Origin of the sequence: Streptomyces sp. NBC_01294, from assembly GCF_035917235.1 — a bacterium.
Taxonomy (GTDB): domain Bacteria; phylum Actinomycetota; class Actinomycetes; order Streptomycetales; family Streptomycetaceae; genus Streptomyces; species Streptomyces caledonius.
In genome coordinates this window covers 1,676,481-1,693,599 of sequence record NZ_CP108423.1, presented here as the reverse complement: position 1 = coordinate 1,693,599, position 17,119 = coordinate 1,676,481, and the positions used below count along the sequence as shown (strand labels likewise).

13 protein-coding genes are annotated in these 17,119 nt (G+C 76.7%); 2 read left to right on the top strand and 11 right to left on the bottom strand.

Translation table 11 applies throughout. The annotated features are described in order from the left end of the window. Positions 1-195: 195 nt before the first annotated feature. Genes OG534_RS07680 through OG534_RS07670 form a run of 3 tightly spaced genes read right to left on the bottom strand, consistent with a single transcriptional unit; the run spans position 196 to position 3,463 of the window. Complete coding sequence (locus OG534_RS07680; protein ID WP_326587328.1) at positions 196-1,689, bottom strand: class I adenylate-forming enzyme family protein; 1,494 nt, start codon at positions 1,687-1,689, stop codon at positions 196-198. Further along, positions 1,689-2,444 carry a glycosyltransferase family A protein gene (locus OG534_RS07675; RefSeq protein WP_326587327.1) on the bottom strand — a complete coding sequence of 252 codons (756 nt, stop codon included), beginning with the start codon at positions 2,442-2,444 and terminating at the stop codon, positions 1,689-1,691. Before OG534_RS07675 ends, OG534_RS07680 begins: the two co-directional genes overlap by 1 nt. Beyond that, the gene (locus OG534_RS07670) at positions 2,441-3,463 is read right to left on the bottom strand and encodes a 3-oxoacyl-ACP synthase III family protein (RefSeq protein WP_326587326.1); all 1,023 of its coding nucleotides are present in this window, start codon (positions 3,461-3,463) and stop codon (positions 2,441-2,443) included. Before OG534_RS07670 ends, OG534_RS07675 begins: the two co-directional genes overlap by 4 nt. Positions 3,464-3,645: 182 nt before the next feature. Here OG534_RS07670 and OG534_RS07665 point away from each other — a divergent pair, with 182 nt between their 5' ends. Then, positions 3,646-5,118 carry a hypothetical protein gene (locus OG534_RS07665; RefSeq protein ID WP_326587325.1) on the top strand — a complete coding sequence of 491 codons (1,473 nt, stop codon included), beginning with the start codon at positions 3,646-3,648 and terminating at the stop codon, positions 5,116-5,118. 20 nt (positions 5,119-5,138) lie between these two features. After that, the gene (locus OG534_RS07660; protein WP_326587324.1) at positions 5,139-5,465 is read left to right on the top strand and encodes a hypothetical protein; all 327 of its coding nucleotides are present in this window, start codon (positions 5,139-5,141) and stop codon (positions 5,463-5,465) included. A gap of 54 nt (positions 5,466-5,519) precedes the next feature. Here OG534_RS07660 and OG534_RS07655 read toward each other — a convergent pair whose 3' ends face one another. From OG534_RS07655 to OG534_RS07620, 8 genes are read right to left on the bottom strand one after another with little or no spacing between them, the layout of a single operon-like run. After that, positions 5,520-6,851 carry a protein kinase domain-containing protein gene (locus tag OG534_RS07655; protein WP_326587323.1) on the bottom strand — a complete coding sequence of 444 codons (1,332 nt, stop codon included), beginning with the start codon at positions 6,849-6,851 and terminating at the stop codon, positions 5,520-5,522. After that, a complete protein-coding gene (locus tag OG534_RS07650; protein ID WP_326587322.1) occupies positions 6,848-7,867 on the bottom strand; it encodes a PP2C family serine/threonine-protein phosphatase in 1,020 nt (339 codons plus the stop codon). Before OG534_RS07650 ends, OG534_RS07655 begins: the two co-directional genes overlap by 4 nt. Then, on the bottom strand, positions 7,864-8,529 hold the full coding sequence (locus OG534_RS07645) for a vWA domain-containing protein (RefSeq protein WP_326593515.1): 666 nt from the start codon (positions 8,527-8,529) through the stop codon (positions 7,864-7,866). The genes OG534_RS07650 and OG534_RS07645 overlap by 4 nt, the downstream gene beginning before the upstream one ends. Before the next feature lie 36 nt (positions 8,530-8,565). Then, positions 8,566-8,694 (bottom strand): hypothetical protein, encoded by a 129-nt coding sequence (locus tag OG534_RS07640; protein WP_326587321.1) that lies wholly within the window; start codon positions 8,692-8,694, stop codon positions 8,566-8,568. Further along, on the bottom strand, positions 8,691-10,352 hold the full coding sequence (locus tag OG534_RS07635) for a TRAFAC clade GTPase domain-containing protein (RefSeq protein WP_326587320.1): 1,662 nt from the start codon (positions 10,350-10,352) through the stop codon (positions 8,691-8,693). Before OG534_RS07635 ends, OG534_RS07640 begins: the two co-directional genes overlap by 4 nt. Next, the gene (locus OG534_RS07630; RefSeq protein ID WP_326587319.1) at positions 10,342-13,476 is read right to left on the bottom strand and encodes a GTPase-associated protein 1-related protein; all 3,135 of its coding nucleotides are present in this window, start codon (positions 13,474-13,476) and stop codon (positions 10,342-10,344) included. The genes OG534_RS07635 and OG534_RS07630 overlap by 11 nt, the downstream gene beginning before the upstream one ends. Continuing rightward, positions 13,473-14,747, bottom strand: a complete 1,275-nt coding sequence (locus OG534_RS07625; protein ID WP_326587318.1) for a TRAFAC clade GTPase domain-containing protein — start codon at positions 14,745-14,747, stop codon at positions 13,473-13,475. Before OG534_RS07625 ends, OG534_RS07630 begins: the two co-directional genes overlap by 4 nt. Position 14,748: 1 nt before the next feature. Next, on the bottom strand, positions 14,749-17,085 hold the full coding sequence (locus OG534_RS07620) for a hypothetical protein (protein WP_326587317.1): 2,337 nt from the start codon (positions 17,083-17,085) through the stop codon (positions 14,749-14,751). Positions 17,086-17,119: the final 34 nt, after the last annotated feature.

The window sequence follows — 17,119 nt, the reverse complement described above, 5'->3', positions numbered from 1 at the left end:
GCGGGTTACCCGCGGCCCCGCCGTTGCGGCCGGGTCCGTCGGCGGCTGCCCGGTGCGCGGCGGCGCCCGGCTGCCGCCGGCCGCCCGGCACGCGGGCGAGGCACACCCGGCACGCAAGCGAGGCGCGTCGGTGCGGCCCTGGTCCGGTTGTCGGCGTGTGGCCGAGGTGCGTTTCGGACCCTCGGGGCGGGGCTGTCATTCCGGTGGGCCCAGGCGTCGCGCCGCAAGGGCGGCCGTCGCCGCCCGGTCCGGTTTGCGCGAGCGCCCCGACAGCGGGATCCGCGCCAGGAGCAGCGCGTCGGGACGGGCCGTGCCCATCCGCCGGACCGGCTCGTCCAGGGCGGCGCGCAGGGCGTGCTCGTCCGCGCCGCGCCGCGGCTGTACGACGGCCACGAGCCGTTCGTCGCCGTCGCCCGCCGGGATCCCGACGAGCACGGCCAGCTCCACCCCCGGCACGTGCAGGGCGGGCTCGTACAGCCCCGGGTAGATGTTCTCCGCCCGGCGCAGCACCATGTCCTTGCTCCGGCCCTCCAGGACGATCCGGCCCGCGCCGTCCAGCCGCGCCCGGTCGCCCGTACGCACCCACGGGTCCGGCTCCTCGCCGAGGTAGCGGTGGCGGGCCGCGGGCCCGGACAGCAGCAGCTGCCCGTCCTCGTCCGGCTTGGCCAGTACGCCGGGCAGCGGGGCGCCGACCAGGTCCCCGGCCTCCTCGAAAGCGGCCTTCTCCCGTGCCTCGACCGCGGCGGCCGGGAACAGCTCGGTGAGCGCGTACACGCCCCAGGCCTCGGCCGCGCCCGCCTCCCGCACGCGTTCCAGCAGCCCGGCGCCGGCCGGGGCCGAGCCCGTCCACACCCGGCCGTGGAAGCGGGCGCCCGCACCCAGCGCGTCCCGCAGCCGGGGCGGCGTCAGATAGGTGTCCTGGGGCCGCAGCCGCCCCAACTGCCGGGCCAGCACCCGGGGGTTGCCGGCCGGCAGGGCCACGGGGGCGCCGCGCGTCAGCGAGGGGACGAGGACGAAGAAGGTCCCGCCGAGCACCGGCCGGTCCCCGTGCGCGTCGAAGAGGGAGGAGACCGTGGCCATCCCGGCGGACAGGCTCGCCCGGGTGTGCACGACGGCCCGCGGCAGCGAGGTGGTCCCGGAGGTGAACACGATCACCGCGTCGGCGTCCCCGTCCACCGTCCCGTCCACGTCCCGGTGCCCGGGGACACCGAGCCGCGGCGCCCCCAGGTCCAGCGCGGGCGCGCAGCCCGGCAGCCGGGGCCCGACGGTGGCCACCGGCCCCAGCTCGGCCAGGTCCGGCAGCGCGAGCCGGGCCCGGCGGGCCAGCGGCCGGGCCCAGCCCGCCACCGCCTGCGCGGCCGCGTCCGCCAGCACCAGCGAGGGCCGGGCCAGCGCGAGGCGGGCCCGCAGCACGTCGGGCCCCGCGCCCGGGTCCAGTACGGCCCCGCGCAGCCCGAGCCGCCACAGCGCGAGCAGCACGGCGAGCGCCCGCGGTCCGGGGCGCACGGCGACGCCGACGGTGTCCCCGGCGCGCAGCCCGCGCGCGTGCAGCGCGGCGGCGAACGCGTCCGACAGCTCGGCGAGTTCGCCGCGGGTGGCCCGTACCCGGGGCGCGCCGGTACGGGTGGCGGTGAGCACGGCGGCCCGCTCGGGGCGGCTGCGCAGCGCGTGGTCGAGTCGGTCCAGCATCAGCGGGGGTCGTCCGTTCCGTGCGTGCCGCTGCCCTGGTCGAGGTACCAGCGGGCGGTGCCGGCGATCCCGTAGGCCCGCAGGCGCCGCGTCGAGTTCTCCACGACCATCGTGCGGCAGTGCACGATCCGGTCGCTGTGCCGGCGGACGGCGTTGAGGAAGAGCCGGTCGGTGGGGGAGGGGCGCCGGGGCATGCCGCCGACGGCCAGGTACAGCTCGGCGGTGATGGCCATGTTGTTCCCGGCGTGCATGCGGTACGGCGCCCGGAAGCCGTTCTTGCGGGAGTGCTGCGGCCGCAGCCGCCCGAAGAGCGCGGCGAGCGCCACGAGCGCGCCGAACCCGGCCCGGCCCAGCGGGCCGTGCTCGTCGCGGCGGGCGACGATCCGCCCGCAGACCAGCCCGGGGCTGCGGGTGAGGGCGGCCCGCGCGGCGCCGGTCCAGCCGGGCCGGGGCAGGCAGTCGGCGTCCGTCCGGGCGAGCAGGGTCGCGCCCCGCCCGATCGCGTACCGGAAGCCGGTGTCCACGGCGGAGCCGACGCCCTTCTCCGGCTCCTCGATCACCTCCACCGGGAACGGCGCGTTCGCCGCGAACGTCCGGGCGATCGCCCCGGTGCCGTCCGCCGAGGCGTTGTCGACGACGAGCAGGGTGAAGTCCCGGTCCCGCTGCGCCGCGAGCGCCCGCAACGTGTCCGCGAGCCGGGCCTCCTCCTCGTGCGCGGGAACGACCACCCACATCGGGCCGTCCGCCGCGCTCACGACTTCTCCCAGACCATCGTCATGATGCTGATGCCGCCGCCCAGCCCGACGAACAACACCCGTTCCCCCGGCGCCAGTTCGCCGAAGACCCGGTCCAGCTGGATCCCGATGCTCGCACTCGCGACGTTGCCCAGCTCGGGCACCGTCACCACCAGCTTCCCGGCGGGCACCCCGGTCAGCTCGGCGAAGCGCTCCAGGTACGGCACCGTCACCTGGTGCACCAGCACCTTGGCGAAGCCGTCCCAGTCCATCCCCGTACGGTGCAGCGTCCGGTCGATGACGGCGGTGCCCACCTTCTCGAAGACACCCCGCAGTTCGTGCCCGTCGCCGCGGAAGTAGGTGTACGCGTCCCCGCGCGGGTGCCGTGACCCGCCGCCCGGGATCCCCCCGACCTCCCAGTGCTCGGAGTGGGTCTCGGTGTCCACGTCGAGGATCCCGCCCCGCTCCACGGCCTCCACCACCACGGCCGCCCCCGCGTCGCCGAAGGTGTAGCCGGCGAAGCCGTCGCGCAGCTCCGCGAGATCGGCCGGGTCCCTGCGCACGGCCCGGCTCGGCGTCTCGCCGGTGACCACCAGCGCCCGCCGCGCCCGCCCGGCGAGGACCATGGACCGGGCGAGGTCGATCCCGTTGACGAAGCTGTTGCAGGCGTTGGTGACGTCCAGGGCGTGGGCCCGCGAGCCCAGTTCGGCCTGCACGATGTGCGCCGTCGCGGGCTCGACCAGGTCACGGGAGGCGGAGGCGAAGACCAGCAGGTCGACGTCGAGCGGACCGAGCCCGGCGGCGTCCAGCGCCCGGCGGGCGGCGCCCACGGCGAGGGTGGAGGCGTACACGCCCTCGCCCGCGACGCGGCGCGAGACGATCCCGGTGGCCTGCGTCAGCAGCCTTGGGGGAAGCGCCAGGCCGCTGCGGCGCGCCACCTCCCGCAGGAGGTCGTCCGAGGAGAGCACCTCCTCGGGCAACACGCTGCCGACGGCGGTTATCCCGGCGCGCGGCGGCGGATCAGTTGGCTGAATGAACATGCCCTCACGATGACAAGCCGCGCGCGCCGGGTCCTGAGTACGCGTGCTCAGTTCGGCGCCGTCCCCCGCCCGGACCGTCTGAGTACGCACCCCGCCCCCGGAGCCGGACCCGCCCAACGGCGGGACACGCAGGGCCCGTTTCCGTAGGGTGAGGCGACAAGGATCACGGGGGAGGACGAGACATGGCAGCTCGCCGGTTACCGGCGCTGGCGCAGTACCGGACCGACGCGGTGACACGCCTGCTGTGCGCGGGAGCGCACCTGGACGAGGGCTTCGCCCGCGACGTGGACGTGGAGCTCACCGAGGACCGGCTGCACGCCACCGGGCTCTCCCTCGGCATCGACCTGGTGGCCCTGGCCCGCCACGCCCGGGCCTCCGTCCGGCACACCGACCTCCGGGACCGGCGCCTGGCGCAGCTCTGCGCGGTCGGCGTCTGGGCGGCGGTGCCCACCGCGCTGTACGGGCTCGTCGCGGGCCTGTCCGGCCTCGCCCTCGGGGCCGGCGCACTGATCGTCCTCACGTACGGGACCGCCTGGGGGCTGGTCCACCGGGCCGAGAGCGCGGCCCGCGCGGCGGCGCTCGCCGTCGAGCACGGCGCCGAGCGGCCGGTCGACCTCGCCCCGGACGTCGGGGCGGAGGCCGAGGACCGGCTGCTGGAGCAGAAGCGGGCCAACGTGGTCCCGTACACCGCGAGCGCCGAGCGGACCAACCCGTTCGTCGGCAGCGGCTCGAAGATCAAGGAAATGGTCTGGCAGCCCATCGACGTCAGCCGGCCCGCCGACGATCCGGCGGGCGGCGGCAAGCTGGTCATCAAGCCCTTCGACGCCGTCGACCTGCACAGCTTCATCGCCCGCGAGATGGAGCACATCGCCGGACTCAAGGGGCTGCGGGCCCGCAACCGGCTCTACGTGATAGGCGATCACGTCTCCTACGTCGGCCCCGACCTGCTCCCCGACCGGCTGCGCCGCCCGCGCGCCCAGATCCCCAAGCAGCTGGTGCAGGCCGGGGTGATGCAGCCCGGCGCCGGCATGCGCACCTACCTCAGCCTGGAACGGGCGGGCGAGGGCGGCCGCGTCATCGTCTCCATGCACCTGCGGGCCAGGCTCCAGCACCCCAGCCTCACCTGGGAGGTGGCGGCGTACGGGATCCCCCCGCTCCAGCAGCGGTTCTACCGGGTGCACCAGCTGCCCGTGGACGGCCTGGAACGCTGGTGGAGCCTCGTCGGCTTCGCCACCCGGACCACCGCGTCGGCCCTCCTCGGCGCCCCCCGCACGCTCTCCCGGCGGGCCTCCTCCCGGCGGACGCGCGCCCGGGCGCTGGAGAAGTGGCGCCGCGAGATCGACAAGCGGCACCTGCGGTTCGACTACGGCGCCGTGGACAGCCTGCGCGAACGGGTCGCCGACTGGAAGCAGCTGGGGTTCTCCGAGCGGACGGACTCCCAGGACTTCCTCCAGCGGCTCCAGCAGGGCGTGCTGATAGCGACCGAGCGGTTCCTGAAGGACCACAACGTCGACACCAGCTCCTACGACCAGGCGCAGCAGGTCATCAACACCCACACCTACACCTTCCAGGGCGACATCCACGCCGGCAACTTCGGCGCGCACGGCACCGTCAACCAGAACGGTGCGGCCGCACAGCCGTCCGCGAACCCCTGAGCGAAGACGAGGAGTCACCGTTGAGCACGTACAACTTCCACGGGAACATCACCGGCCCCGGCAACTTCGGGGACAACGGCACCATCAACATCGGGCAGCAGGACACCGCCGCACAGACGCTGCGCCTGGCCGCCGAACTCGCCCAGTGGCTGAGGGCGGAGGGCGCGGGGCAGGCGCGGCTCGACGCGGCGCAGACCCTGCGCGAGGAGCTGGACCAGGCAGGACGGGAGCGGCGAACCGCCGAACCAGGTGTGGTCCGGCGGGCGCTGGAGACCATCACCCTCGGGCTGGGGGCGGGCAGCACGGGCCTCGCCCTCGCCCAGGAGATCAGCCGGCTGCTGGGCTGACCCCGGCCCCGGCCCCGTCCGCCGCTCCCGTCCTCCTCGCGGCGCCGGGCCGTCTCACCTCGTGCGGACGACGGCCCGCGCACCGCCGAAGTCCAGCTCCAGCCCCGAGCGCAACGGCACGGTCTGACCGGGCGCGATCTCCTGCGTGCTGCCGTCCGCGCGGGTGCCCGTCCAGGCCGAACCGGAACGGTTGGCCAGCCCGAACTTCCCCGGCCGCTGCGGATGTTCGGTGAGCTGCGCCACCAGCGTGCCGTCGCCGTAGTCGTGCCGGGCCGGCTCCGGCGCCAGGTGGTGCGCCTGCACCCGCGAGGACCGGTGCAGCAGGATGTGGTGCTCGGTGCGCGGCGGGGGCGTGGTGAGCACCAGCCGGGGCGGCAGCACCAGCGTGCTCCCGCAGTTCCAGCAGGGACTCGCGGTGGCGGCCAGCGGCTCGGTCATGTTCTGCTTCCCGCAGTGCGCGCAGTCCACGACCGCGTCGAGGACCGCCCGCAGCGTGTCCCGCCACTGCGACTCCCGTACCCGGGCGGCGGGGTCGTGCAGGCCCGTCGTGAAGTTCTTGGTGAACAGGTCGCGCAGGGAGTCCGGCACCACCTTCCAGGTGGCCAGCACCGTCGAATGCTCCACGGGATCGGGGGCGTTGGACCGGTCCTGCGGGTCGAAGACGAACAGCGGCTGCTTCCCGTACAGCTTGCGCTCGGCCGCCTCGTCGAGGCAGCGGATGGCCAGCTCCCGCCGTCCCTTGAGCGGGTGGTGGTTCATCAGCAGCATGAACAGCAGCACGGACAGGGAGTGCAGGTCGCTCTGGGTGCCGGGGGCGACCCCGGGCTCGCCGCGCACCAGCTCGGGCGCCATGAACTCCATGGTCCCGGAGATGCCGGTGCTGTCGCCCTCCACCACCGCGTTGTCGTTGTCGCAGACCAGGACCTCTCCGGTGGCCGGGTCGAAGAAGATGTTCCCCCAGGAGATGTCCCGGTAGGCGATCCCGCGCGAGTGCAGCGCCTGGTAGGCCTCGACCGTGTAGAGGCAGGCGGTGAGCAGCGCGCGGATGGTGGTGCGCAGCTTCCGGCGGAAGAGCATCGGCAGGCCCTTGAACCGGTCCGGCCGGATGTCCATCAGGTAGCCGAAGCCGCCCCGCCCGTCGGACACGAAGTCCCGGGGCCACAGGAACCGGTCGTCGTCGAAGCCGCGGTCCACCAGCTGGCGGACGATGTCTTCCTGTGCCGGTGTGGCGCAGGCCGGGTAGTACCACTTGAGGGCCTGGTCGCCGGACGGGGTCCGCACCCGGTAGACCTCCCCCTGGCCGCCCGAGCCGAGCAGGTCGAAGACCTCCACGCCCGGGCCGCTGTCGGCCGCCAGTCGGGTACCGCTCTCGAGCATGCCGCTCATTCGTCACTCCTGTACGGGTCTCTCAGGTCGGCCGGGTCGGTCGTGTCGGCCGGATACGTCATGCCGGCCGGGGCGGCCGGGTAGGTCACGCCGGACGGGTACGCCATCGCGGCACGGTCGGTCGCGTCGCCCGTGACCGTCGCGTCGGCGGGGCCGGCGGTGGCGGCGGTGGCGGTGTGCCAGGCCGCCACCAGGGTGGTGTCGTCCCCCGAGTGCCGCGAGGCCTTGGCCAGCCACTGCGGCAGGACGGCCCGGACGCACTCCGTGCCCTCCGCCGCCAGCCGGTCGTCCAGCCCGGCCATGAACTGCCGGAAGCCGGTGTCCGAGGCGAAGCTCTTGGACAGGCCGTCGGTCGACACCGACACCAGCCGGGGCGCCCGCGCGGGAGCGGTCACCGGCGCCCAGTGGGTCCGCACCCGCAGCCAGGCCTGCGGGGAGCACAGCGACTCCGTCTCGTCGCCCAGATCCGCCTCGTCCGGCGCGAGCGGCACGGTCACCCGCCCGTCGTCGGTCACCACGGTCAGCTCCCCGTCGCCGAGCTGCCAGGCCGCGAAGACCCGGGGGGTCAGCACGGCGCCGACGAGCGTGCTCCCGTAGAGCACCAGCTTGTCCACCGGGTCCATCCCGGGCTCACCGGGCGACCGGGTCCGCTCCCAGTGCCCCAGCGCCTTCTCCTGCCAGGCGCTGACCAGTTGGCGCGGCAGGGTGTGCTCGGCGTAGTGCATCAGCCAGGACAGGCTCGGCGGCTGCCCGTCGCCCCGGGGCTCGGCGAGCGCGGCGAACAGCCTGGCCTGCTGGACGAACAGGTCCACGGCGAACCGGGACCCCAGGTGGCTGCGCGCGTGCACCGCCGATCCGTGGCCGTCGGCCACCGCCATGATCAGCGGCTGTCCGGCGGTGCCGCGCCCCTCCGCCTCGTAGTGGTCCTGGTTACGGGTCTTGTTCACGCCCTGGACGGTGCCCTGGAGCGTGTCCCAGAGCGGTTCGGGTCCGAGGGTCCGCACGGGTCCGCTCACCACACGTCGTCGTCATCGTCGTCGTCCAGCACCGGCGGGGCGTACGGCGGCTGCTTCATGGTGACGTCCGCGGAGCCCGCCACCGGCTGGGAGGCCGCCTTCACCGCCGCCGTCGAGGCCCAGCGGATCGCCGCGGCCAGCTGCTTGGGGCTGTTCGCGTCCAGCGGCTGGAGCTCGGGATTGCCCAGGAACTCCTGCAGCACGGTGCGGTCGGCGTCCGCGCCGATCGCGATGGCCACCCGGACCGCCTTGCGGCCCCACGGGGTCGCGTCCACCGCCCGCAGACCCGCCTTCCAGTCGTCCGTCGGGACGCCGTCGGAGACCAGGGCCAGCACCGGCTTCAGGGCCCGCTGCGGCATCGGCGGGGTGTCCAGCTCGCGCGCGGCGAGCTGGAGCGCCTCGCCCAGGTTGGTCATGCCGTCCACCTGCACGTCCTGCCAGGTGAACTGCTCCACCGGCACCGGGTCCTGGTGGTGCCAGCGGGCCGTCGTGGAGAACGTCATCGTGCGCAGCAGCAGTTGGGCGGCCGGATTGTCCTGCGCCACCGCGCGCATCTCCGGAACGGCCTCTCTGATCGCATAGTTGAGCTGACCGATCTTCTCGCCCTGCATCGAGTACGAGCAGTCGAGCAGCCAGATGAAATGGACGGGCCGGTTCGCCATCGGCCCGCCGGGGATGTCACTCACCGCATATCTCCTTCAACTCCCGATCCATTGCGGTACGTACCGCACCAGCGCCGCCACTGCGGCGGCAGCCGTCACCACGACCGCCGTCACGAGCAGGACCAGCATCAGCCGCCGGCCCCGCACGATCTGCGGTGTCATCATGGGGTGTTGATCCTTTCCTCGGTGCCCTGCGGGCCCTGTGTGTCCTGCGCGTCCTGCACGCCCCGGGGCTCCGGCCGGTCCTCCGCGAGCCGCCCGACGCGCAGCCCGGTGCGCGACAGCAGCCACAGCACGGGCTCCGCGGCCCGCCGCTGCTCGGTGTCCAGGGCGCCCGCGCCGGTCGCGGCACGGGCGCTGACCACCCAGTAGCGGGCCGCCGCGAAGTCGTGGCCCAGGGCGCGCACCAGCTCGTCCAGCCCGATGGCGCCGAGCCAGCCGCCGACCGGCTCCGACGGCCGCGGCAGCGAGGTCAGCTGGTCCAGTACGTCCCGCTTGGTCACCACCGTGGCCACGGCGAGCCGCTTGCGGCGGCCGCCGAGTCCTTGCAGCTCGCCGGTGAACCCCGCGTACGTCTCCACCGGGCCGAGGTCGGCCGGCCGGGCGGCCGCGGCCCGTTCGGGGTCGCCCGCGCTCAGGGCGCGGCGTACGACGGGCGCGGCGAGCACGTCGGTGACCAGCAGGACCCCGTCGGCGTGCGCGAGGTAGCCCTGGCGGCGCGTGGTGTCCGCGTCGCGCAGGGACTCGCCCATCGGGTCGTACAGGTAGAGCAGCCGGCGCCGGCGGCCGCGACCGACCAGCAGCATCAGGGCGCGGGGCTGCCCGCCCTGGGTCTTGAGGGTCCACCCCGACTGGCTCAGCTGCCGGTTCAGGGTGTTGGCCTCGCGGAGGTCGTCGGGGGAGGCGTACTCGACCGTCAGCCCGGACTGGTGCGACCAGGACCGCAGCCCTTCGAGCATGGCGGCCATCAGCATGGTCTTCCCTGCGGAGGTGCCGCCGATCAGCGGCAGGTGCACGACCCGGGTGGTGCCGACGGCCGGGGGCAGGCTCTGGTCGCAGTGCGGGCACCGGGCGGTGAGCTTGCGCCGCCCGGTCACGGCGGTGGTCGCCAGCGCCCGGCCGCAGCGGCAGACGTGCCGCAGGGCGCCGAAGCCGCCGGGCCGCAGGTCGCGGTGGGCGGCGCCGCAGCCCGGGCAGATGTGCACGGCGAGCGGGAACGGCCGGTAGCAGCCGGGGTACGGGCACTTCATGCGGATGCCCCGGGCCAGCTTCCACAGCCGGTCCGCGGTCCGCCCGGCGAGGACGGCGGCCAGCGCGGCGAGCGCGACCAGGACGAGCTGCACGAGGAAGACCAGCGCGACACCGACCAGCAGGACCGAGGCGAGCAGCGCGGACAGCAGTGCGGCCAGCGCCGTGCCGGGGGCGATCAGGCGCAGCACGAGCCGGCCGATGCCGTTCCCGGCGCGGATGCCGGTCTGGCCGTGGCGGCCGCGCAGCAGGCGCCGGCGCACCACCTCGCCCAGCCAGTGCCGGGTCAGCAGGTACCAGACCGTCAGCGCGGCCGCCCGCCCGGCGAACCGGGCGTCCCGCCACATCTGCCCGGCCCAGTACGCGGGGCGGGCCGGCTCCGGGCCCGCGTACGGGGTGATCCTCGGGGCCCTGGACCCGAGCGTGCGGGGGTCGAAGGCGGACCCGGCGGCCGACAGGGCCAGCCCCAGGAACCGCCACAGCCCGTACCCGAGGCACACGGCGACCCCGATCACACCGGTGCCGACGACGAGGACCCGCACGAGCGGCTCCGGATACCAGAGATCAGCCCCCATCCCCACCGGCCCCCTGCCCGCCCGCCCGGCCCGACCTGCCGGACCACCAGTCCCGCCCCTCCGCGCGGCCCGTGCCGCCCGGCCCGCCCTGTCCGCCCGTGCCGCCCGGCTCGCCCGGGGTGCCCTGTCCGGCCCCGCCGCCGGGCCCGCCCGGGGTGCCCCGTCCGCGTGTGCCGCCCGGCCCGCCCTGTCCGGCCCCGCCGCCCGGCCCGCCTGGGGTGCCCGGCCTGCCGGTGCCGCCCGGCGTGCGCGCGGTGCCCGGCTCGCCGGACCACCAGTCGCCGCCGCCCGTGGCGCCGGGCGCGCCGAACCCCCCGGGTCGGCCGGAGCCGTCCGGCCGACCCGGGTACGCCGGCCCGACCCGCCCGCCCTCGGGCGGCTCACCGGGCCCGCCGGGCCGACCGGATCCGCCCGAGCCGGCGGCGGTGCCCGGCCCACCCGCGGTGCCCGGCCTGCCGGACCACCAGTCGCCGCCCTCCGCGGCGCCCGGCTTGCCCGGGGTGCTCGGCCCGTCGGCGGTGCCCGGCCCGCCGGACCGCCGGTCCGGCCCGCCCGCGGCGCCCGGTTCGGGGCGTCCGTCGGGGCCCGGGGCGGCCGGGCGGACGTGTCCGTCCGGGCGGTCGGGGGCCGTCGGCCCGCCGCGTGTGTCGTCGGCGGGCCGCGCGCCGGATCCGGCCGGGCGGAACGTGCTGCTCCCCCCGGCGGAGCCGGACCGGCGGCCGCCGAAGCGTTCCCGCAGGCGTCCGAAGGCGCCCGGCCGCTGCCAGCCGCGGAACTCGTCCGCCCACCGGCCGCCCAGCCGGGCCAGCGCCTGCTCCACCTCGGCCAGTTCCGCCGCCTGCAGCCCCCGTACGACCGGCCGCAGCACCCCGTCGAGCAGGTCCGTACGGGCCTCCTGCCAGACCGGGCCGGCCTGCGGCTGGGAGGACCACACCGTGAAGCAGTCCGCGACGTAGCCGGGATCCAGCCGCAGCCGGTCGAGCACCCGCGGCTCCCGCGCCGCCTGCCGGTACGCGGCCAGCAGCCCCGCGTCGTTGCTCTCGATCAGGGCCCGCAGCTCGCCGTCCGGCCGTTCCCCGGCCAGCAGCCGCGCGCAGACCGCCGCGTACGCCTGCCCCCGCGCCCCCGGCTCCGGGTCCAGCGACGTCAGGTCCAGTGCCTGGCGGACCCAGCCCGCGCCCGCCGCGCCCGACCGCAGGTTCCGGGCCAGCTCCAGCAGCAGCAGCGACGGCCGCAGCCGGGCCGGGATCTCCTCCTGGAAGTGCCCGAGGACCTCCGGTGCCAGCTCCGCCGCCTCGGCGTCCCCGGCCGGGGCCCGCACCACCGCCTCCACGAGGAACTCCCAGGTGCCGGACTCCCGGTGGACCTGCGATCCGGTCGCCACGAGGACCAGCCCCGCCTCGCCCGCGGTCGGCGGCTCCCCGTCCCACACCAGCCGCATCGCCGTCCGCAGGACGAGCGGCTCCGCGTACAGCGAGACGCCCGAGCGGGCCAGGAGGGCGTTCAGCGCGGCGACCCGGTCCGGGGCGGCCGCCGCGGCCACCGCCGGAGCATCGGCGCACATCCGCAGGTGCGGCAGCGCGTCGGCCGCCGTCAGCCGCAGCGCGGTCCGGGCGAACAGCCGCCGCGCCGCGGCCGGATCACCCGCCGCGAGCGCGTCCAGCCGGTCGAGTACGAGGGCGCGCAGCCCCGGCAGTTCGGCCAGCGCGGCCCGCACCCCCTCGCCGTACGCCCGCTCCGGATCGTCGAGCAGGGCGAGCGCCACCTGCCGCGCCACACCGGGCAGCAGGTCCGTCACGTCCACCCCGAGCAGCGAGGCGACCCGCAACAGCCCGGCCGGATGGCCCGGTTCGGCCGGGGCGCCGGTGAGCGCCGCCCGCAGCCCCGGTTCGAGCTCCGCCGCGAGCCGGCTCCGGGCGGCCGCGCCCAGCGCGCCCGCGGAGGGCAGCGCCGCGGGCGGGGCGCCGGTGCGCACCGCCTCGGCGAGGGTCAGCGCCACCAGCGGCTCGCACACCTCCGGCGGGGCCCACCCGTCCAGGGCCGCGAGCAGCCGCCCGCCCGCGGCGGCCTCCGCCCGGTCCCGGTCCGCGGCCGGCCGGCCCAGCGCCAGGGCCAGCGCGTGCAGCCGTACGCCGTCCAGCGCGTCCCGGTGCCCGGCCGTCCAGTCGGCGGCCGCGGTCCGGCCGGGCGCGGCCAGGGCGACGCCCGCGGCCAGTGCGAGCGCGGCCAGCGGGCCCGGGTCGTACGGATCGGTGGACAGCCGCCGTACCTCGGCGAAGAGTTCCTGCCGCCGCCCCTGCCAGATCCGCGCGGCGGTGTCGGCCCACACGTCCGGCGCCCCGGTGTCGGGAGCCGCGGCGTCGGGAGCCGTGGCGCGCGTGGCGTCGTACACCCGGTAGCGGTGCTCCTGCCCGGCCAGGCCGAGGCCGTCCTCGGGCACCACGCCGATGATCTGCTGCCGGGCGAGCTGCGGCCGCCTGGTGTAGGTGGTGAAGGTCAGCCACTGCCCGCGCTGGTGCGGCAGCACACTGCACGCGAGCATGATCCAGCGGGCCACGGCCTCGCTGTCCGCCTCCACGAGCACGATCTGCGGCGCGGCCGGGTCCTCGCCCAGCCGGCGCACATCGGCGAAGAACCCCGCAAGCCAGGGCCCCCGGGCGGTGACGAACTCGGCCAGCCCGGCCGGGTCGTGCCGGCCCGGAAACGGTACCGCCGCCAGCGGGGGAGCCCCGTCCGCAGGGGTTTCGCCCGCCCACTGCGGGGAGCCCCAGGCGGTGATCGGCAGCGCCCCGAGCGCCGGACCGGAACCGGCGGGCTGCGGCAGGTGCACCGCGTGGGCGTGGAAGTTGCCCCAGCGGCCGCTGTAGTCGGCGCCCGTGTACACCGAACGGGCCAGCAGTCGGCTGCCGTCGGCCAGCACGTTCAGGCTGAGCGCCTGCGGGAAGGCCGCGAGCTGCCCGGGGTCCGGGCGCGGCGGCGCGTCCCGGGGCGGCTCGTACCCGATCAGCTGCTCGGCCTCGCGCAGCAGCGCGGCCGGCACCCCGGGGCTGACGGCCGTGAACCGGAAGCCGGATCCGTCGGGGCCGGGCGGCGCCGAGGTGTAGTGCAGTTGGGCGAGATTCATGCGTTCCCCTCCGGGCCGGTACGGATGCCCGTACCGGACGCGCCGCCGGTACGGGGCAGCAGCCCGCCCAGCCCCAGCAGCCACAGCAGCGGATCCTCCACCCGCAGCGGCCGCGGCCCCGACTTCGGGGCGTCGGCCGGTGCGTGCGCGGGCGGCGGCGAGCCGAGCGCCGAGAGCCCGAACAGCGAGAGCCGGGTGAAGTCCCGCTCCAACTGCCGCAGCAGCGCCCCCGAGTCCCAGCCGTCCAGCAGCGTCCGCATCTCCTCGTGCACCGCCTGCCGGTCCTCCTCGTCCAGTGCGCCGGCCGCGTGGTCGGCGTTGCGCAGAAGCGGCGAGTGCGGCTCCAGCAGCGGCGCCAGCGAGTCCGTCTTGGTCACGGCCACGGCCACCGGGGTCGTGACCCGGCCGCGCGAGGCACCCCGGCCGTGGGCCCGCAGCTGCGCCGCGAGGTCGGCGGCGATCTGCTGCGGCGGCGTCTCGATGACCGGCAGCGGCGGCCCGTCGTCCACGGGCAGCCGGTCGCGCACCGCACGCACCTGCAGCGGGTCCACGAGCAGGATGATCCCGTCGGCGGCGGCCAGGTAGTGCGTGTAGCGGTCCATGGCCTCGGCACTGCCCAGGTCCTCGCCCGCGGCGTCGAAGAACACCAGCGCGGTGTGCCGGCTGCCGTTCCCGCGCAGCCGGCGCCGCAGGGGCAGGCTCAGCCGGTACAGCAGCGGGTCGTTGAAGCCCAGGGCCGCCGGTCTGGTGGCCTCCGGCAGCCGCAGCCGGTCGTAGAGGTCCTCGGCCATCTCGCGGTCCCGGCGCTGGGTCTCGCCGCCCATCGCGGTCACCGAGGCCCCGTACGCCCGGCCCACCCGGCCGCGCAGCTCGTTGACCAGGACCGAGACGTAGGTGCTCTTGCCGGAGGCCTTGGGGCCGAGCAGGGCGATGATCCGGGTGTCCTGGTCGCAGTAGTCGCTCGGGAAGTCGCTGTGGCAGCGCCGGCACACCCGGACGGGGGTGGACACCCCGCAGGCGGGGCAGTCCGCGCGCGATCCGCCCTGGTTGAGCGCGATCCGCCGCCCCAGTCCGCGCGCGGCGGTGAAGACGGGGCCGCGCAGCTTCAGTGCGGGAGGCACGCCGGGGCCGATGAAGTCGGCCCATATGGTGTCGAGTTCGGCGCCGCAGGGCCGGGCGCCGCGCACTCCGGTGGCGGACATCTGGCACCGGTAGGGCAGCCGTGCGGCCGGGGCCCGGTCGAAGCAGTAGGGGCAGACGACGGAGGTCATGTCAGCGGACCACCAGAGAGGGGAGAGGGGGCTCTTCGAGCCGGACGGAGGCGGCGGAGCCGCCGAGGAGGAAACCACGCAGGGCGTACGGGCGGCCGGGAGCGGCGGCGGTGTCGATCTCGCGCTCCACCGTGCCCGTTCCCGCGGCCGTGGCCGCAGCGGCGGCGGCGAGTTCGGCCCCGGTCACCCGGCACACGGCCGGGCCGGCGGCCGGACCGCCCGGGCGCTGCGGATCGCGCCCGCCGTCGCCCCGGGCGACCAGGACGAAGCCGGGCAGGTCCGGGCCGGGCGCGCCGCCCGGAGCCCGTACGGTCACCCGCAGGACGGCGGGCCCGCGGCGGAGCAGTCCGCGCCGGGCGCCCGGCACCAGTTCGTAGGCGATGGCCACGTCGGCCGGGAGTCCGGCCCGCGCGTCGCCGGCCGTGGCGGCCAGGACGGACCGGGCGCTGCGCGGTGCGGCGTACGCGTCGATGCGTACCGCGGCCGGGGTGACCGGCAGGCGGAGCCCCTCGCGCAGGAACACGCTGCGGGCCACGTCGAAGACGGTGCGCCGGCCGTCCTGGGTGACGGCGGCCGTGACGGTGCCGGTGGCGCCGGGCCAGTCGAAGGTGACCTCGACCTCGCCGGGTGCGGTGCGCCGCAGCGCGAGCCCGGTCACCGGCAGCGGGGCCTCGACCAGGACGCCCGGCCCGGCCAGGGCCCGCTCACCCAGCACGGCCACGGCGGACACGGTGACGAGCGCCCCCACGGGCGGCAGCCCGACCGAGACCGCACCGCCGGAACCGGCGCCGGCCGGGGGCGTCGGGGTCGTCGGGGTCCAGGTCGGGGCGGTCCAGGGCAGCGGGGGCGGCAGTTCGGATGTCCTCAGTTCTGCGCCTTCGGCGGGGGCGTCGCCCGGCCACTCCACCAGCCGTACCTCGGCCCCCTCGCCGCCGGTCCGGCGGAACTCCACCCCGCCCGCCTCCCGGGCCGCCGCCGAAAGCGTGAGCACGGGCGCCGGCCAGGGGTGCACGGTGACCCGGGCCGTCGCGGCCGCGGACAGCGCGCCGCGCCCGGCGGCAGGGTGGGACGGCGCGTACCGGGCCCGTACGGCCAGTTCGTACCTCCCGGGTTCCAGCCCCTCGGCGCGCAGGGTCTCCCGCAGGCCCGCCCGCACCGCAGTGAGTTCCTCCGTGCGTCCCCCGGGCCGGGTCAGCGTCACCTCGGAGCGGGCCGCGCCCGCGGCCGGCGTCCAGGAGGCCTCGATCCAGCCGTTGCCGTCGTCGACGCCAAGCTCCGTCACCGCCGGGGCGACGGACAGCGCGGGGCCGATCAGCGGCGGCCCGTCGACGCGGCCGTCGGCCCGCAGCGGCAGCGCCACGTGGCGGACCTCCGTGCCGGTCCCGGCGCCGCGGTCCACGAGCAGGCCCCCGCCGGGCTGCCCCGCCACCTCGGCGAGCGGGGCGGTCGCCGGCTCCCCGCGGGTCAGCCGCACCACCCGCCAGCGCGGGCCGCCGAAGTCACCGGGCGGCCAGCGCAGTTCGACCCCGCCGGGGACGAGTACGGACTCCAGCGCGCCGGAGCCCGGATCCTCGGCGTCCGGCCGGTGGGTGCGGACCAGCCCGCGCACCGCGCGCGGGCAGTCCCCCGCCAGCGCGGCCGCCTCCTCGTAGCGGACGCGGGCCCGCTCCGGATCGCCCCGCTCCTCGTGGCGCCGGGCCGCATCGAGCGCGGCGTCGGCGGCCGCGGCCCGGGCGGCCAGCTCCGCGAGCCGGGCGGCCAGCGGCCGGTCCCCGCCGGCGGGCGGCAGTACGGCGGCCAGCGCGGCGGCGGACCGGATCCGGTGGCCGAGTACGTCGTCCTCCAGGGCCTCGGCGGCGGCCCGCTGCGCGGCGTCCAGCCGGGCCCGCCGGGCGGCGGCGTGGACCAGGGCGGCGGCCTCCGCCGGGTCGACCCCGAAGCCGGCCGCGGTGGCCGGCAGGTGCCCCTGCGGGTGGTCCTGGAGCAGGTGGACGAGTTGGTAGAGCAGGATCCGGCGCAGGGCGGACGGGTCCGCCCGCTGGATCCCCGTGAGCCGCTCCAGCAACCGGGCCGCGGCCGGCTCCGGCCGGTCCCGGCGCAGCGCGCGCAGCACCCCGGTTCCCACGTGGTGGCGCCGGCCGGTCCCCTCGACGCGGAAGACCCCGTCGAGCACCCGTAAGCGGCCTCCCGGCGGGACCAGTAACTCGCCCAAGTGGCGCAGTCCGAGGGTCTGTTGTGAGGCGAGGAGTTCCCCGTACGCTCCCACCAGCGGCGACAGAGGCAGGCCGGAGAGCGCGCGGGGCAGCCCGATGGCATGCCCGAAATCGCTCCCCGCCATCCGCTCTGCGCCCCCCGTGCAGTGTGTGGGAGGT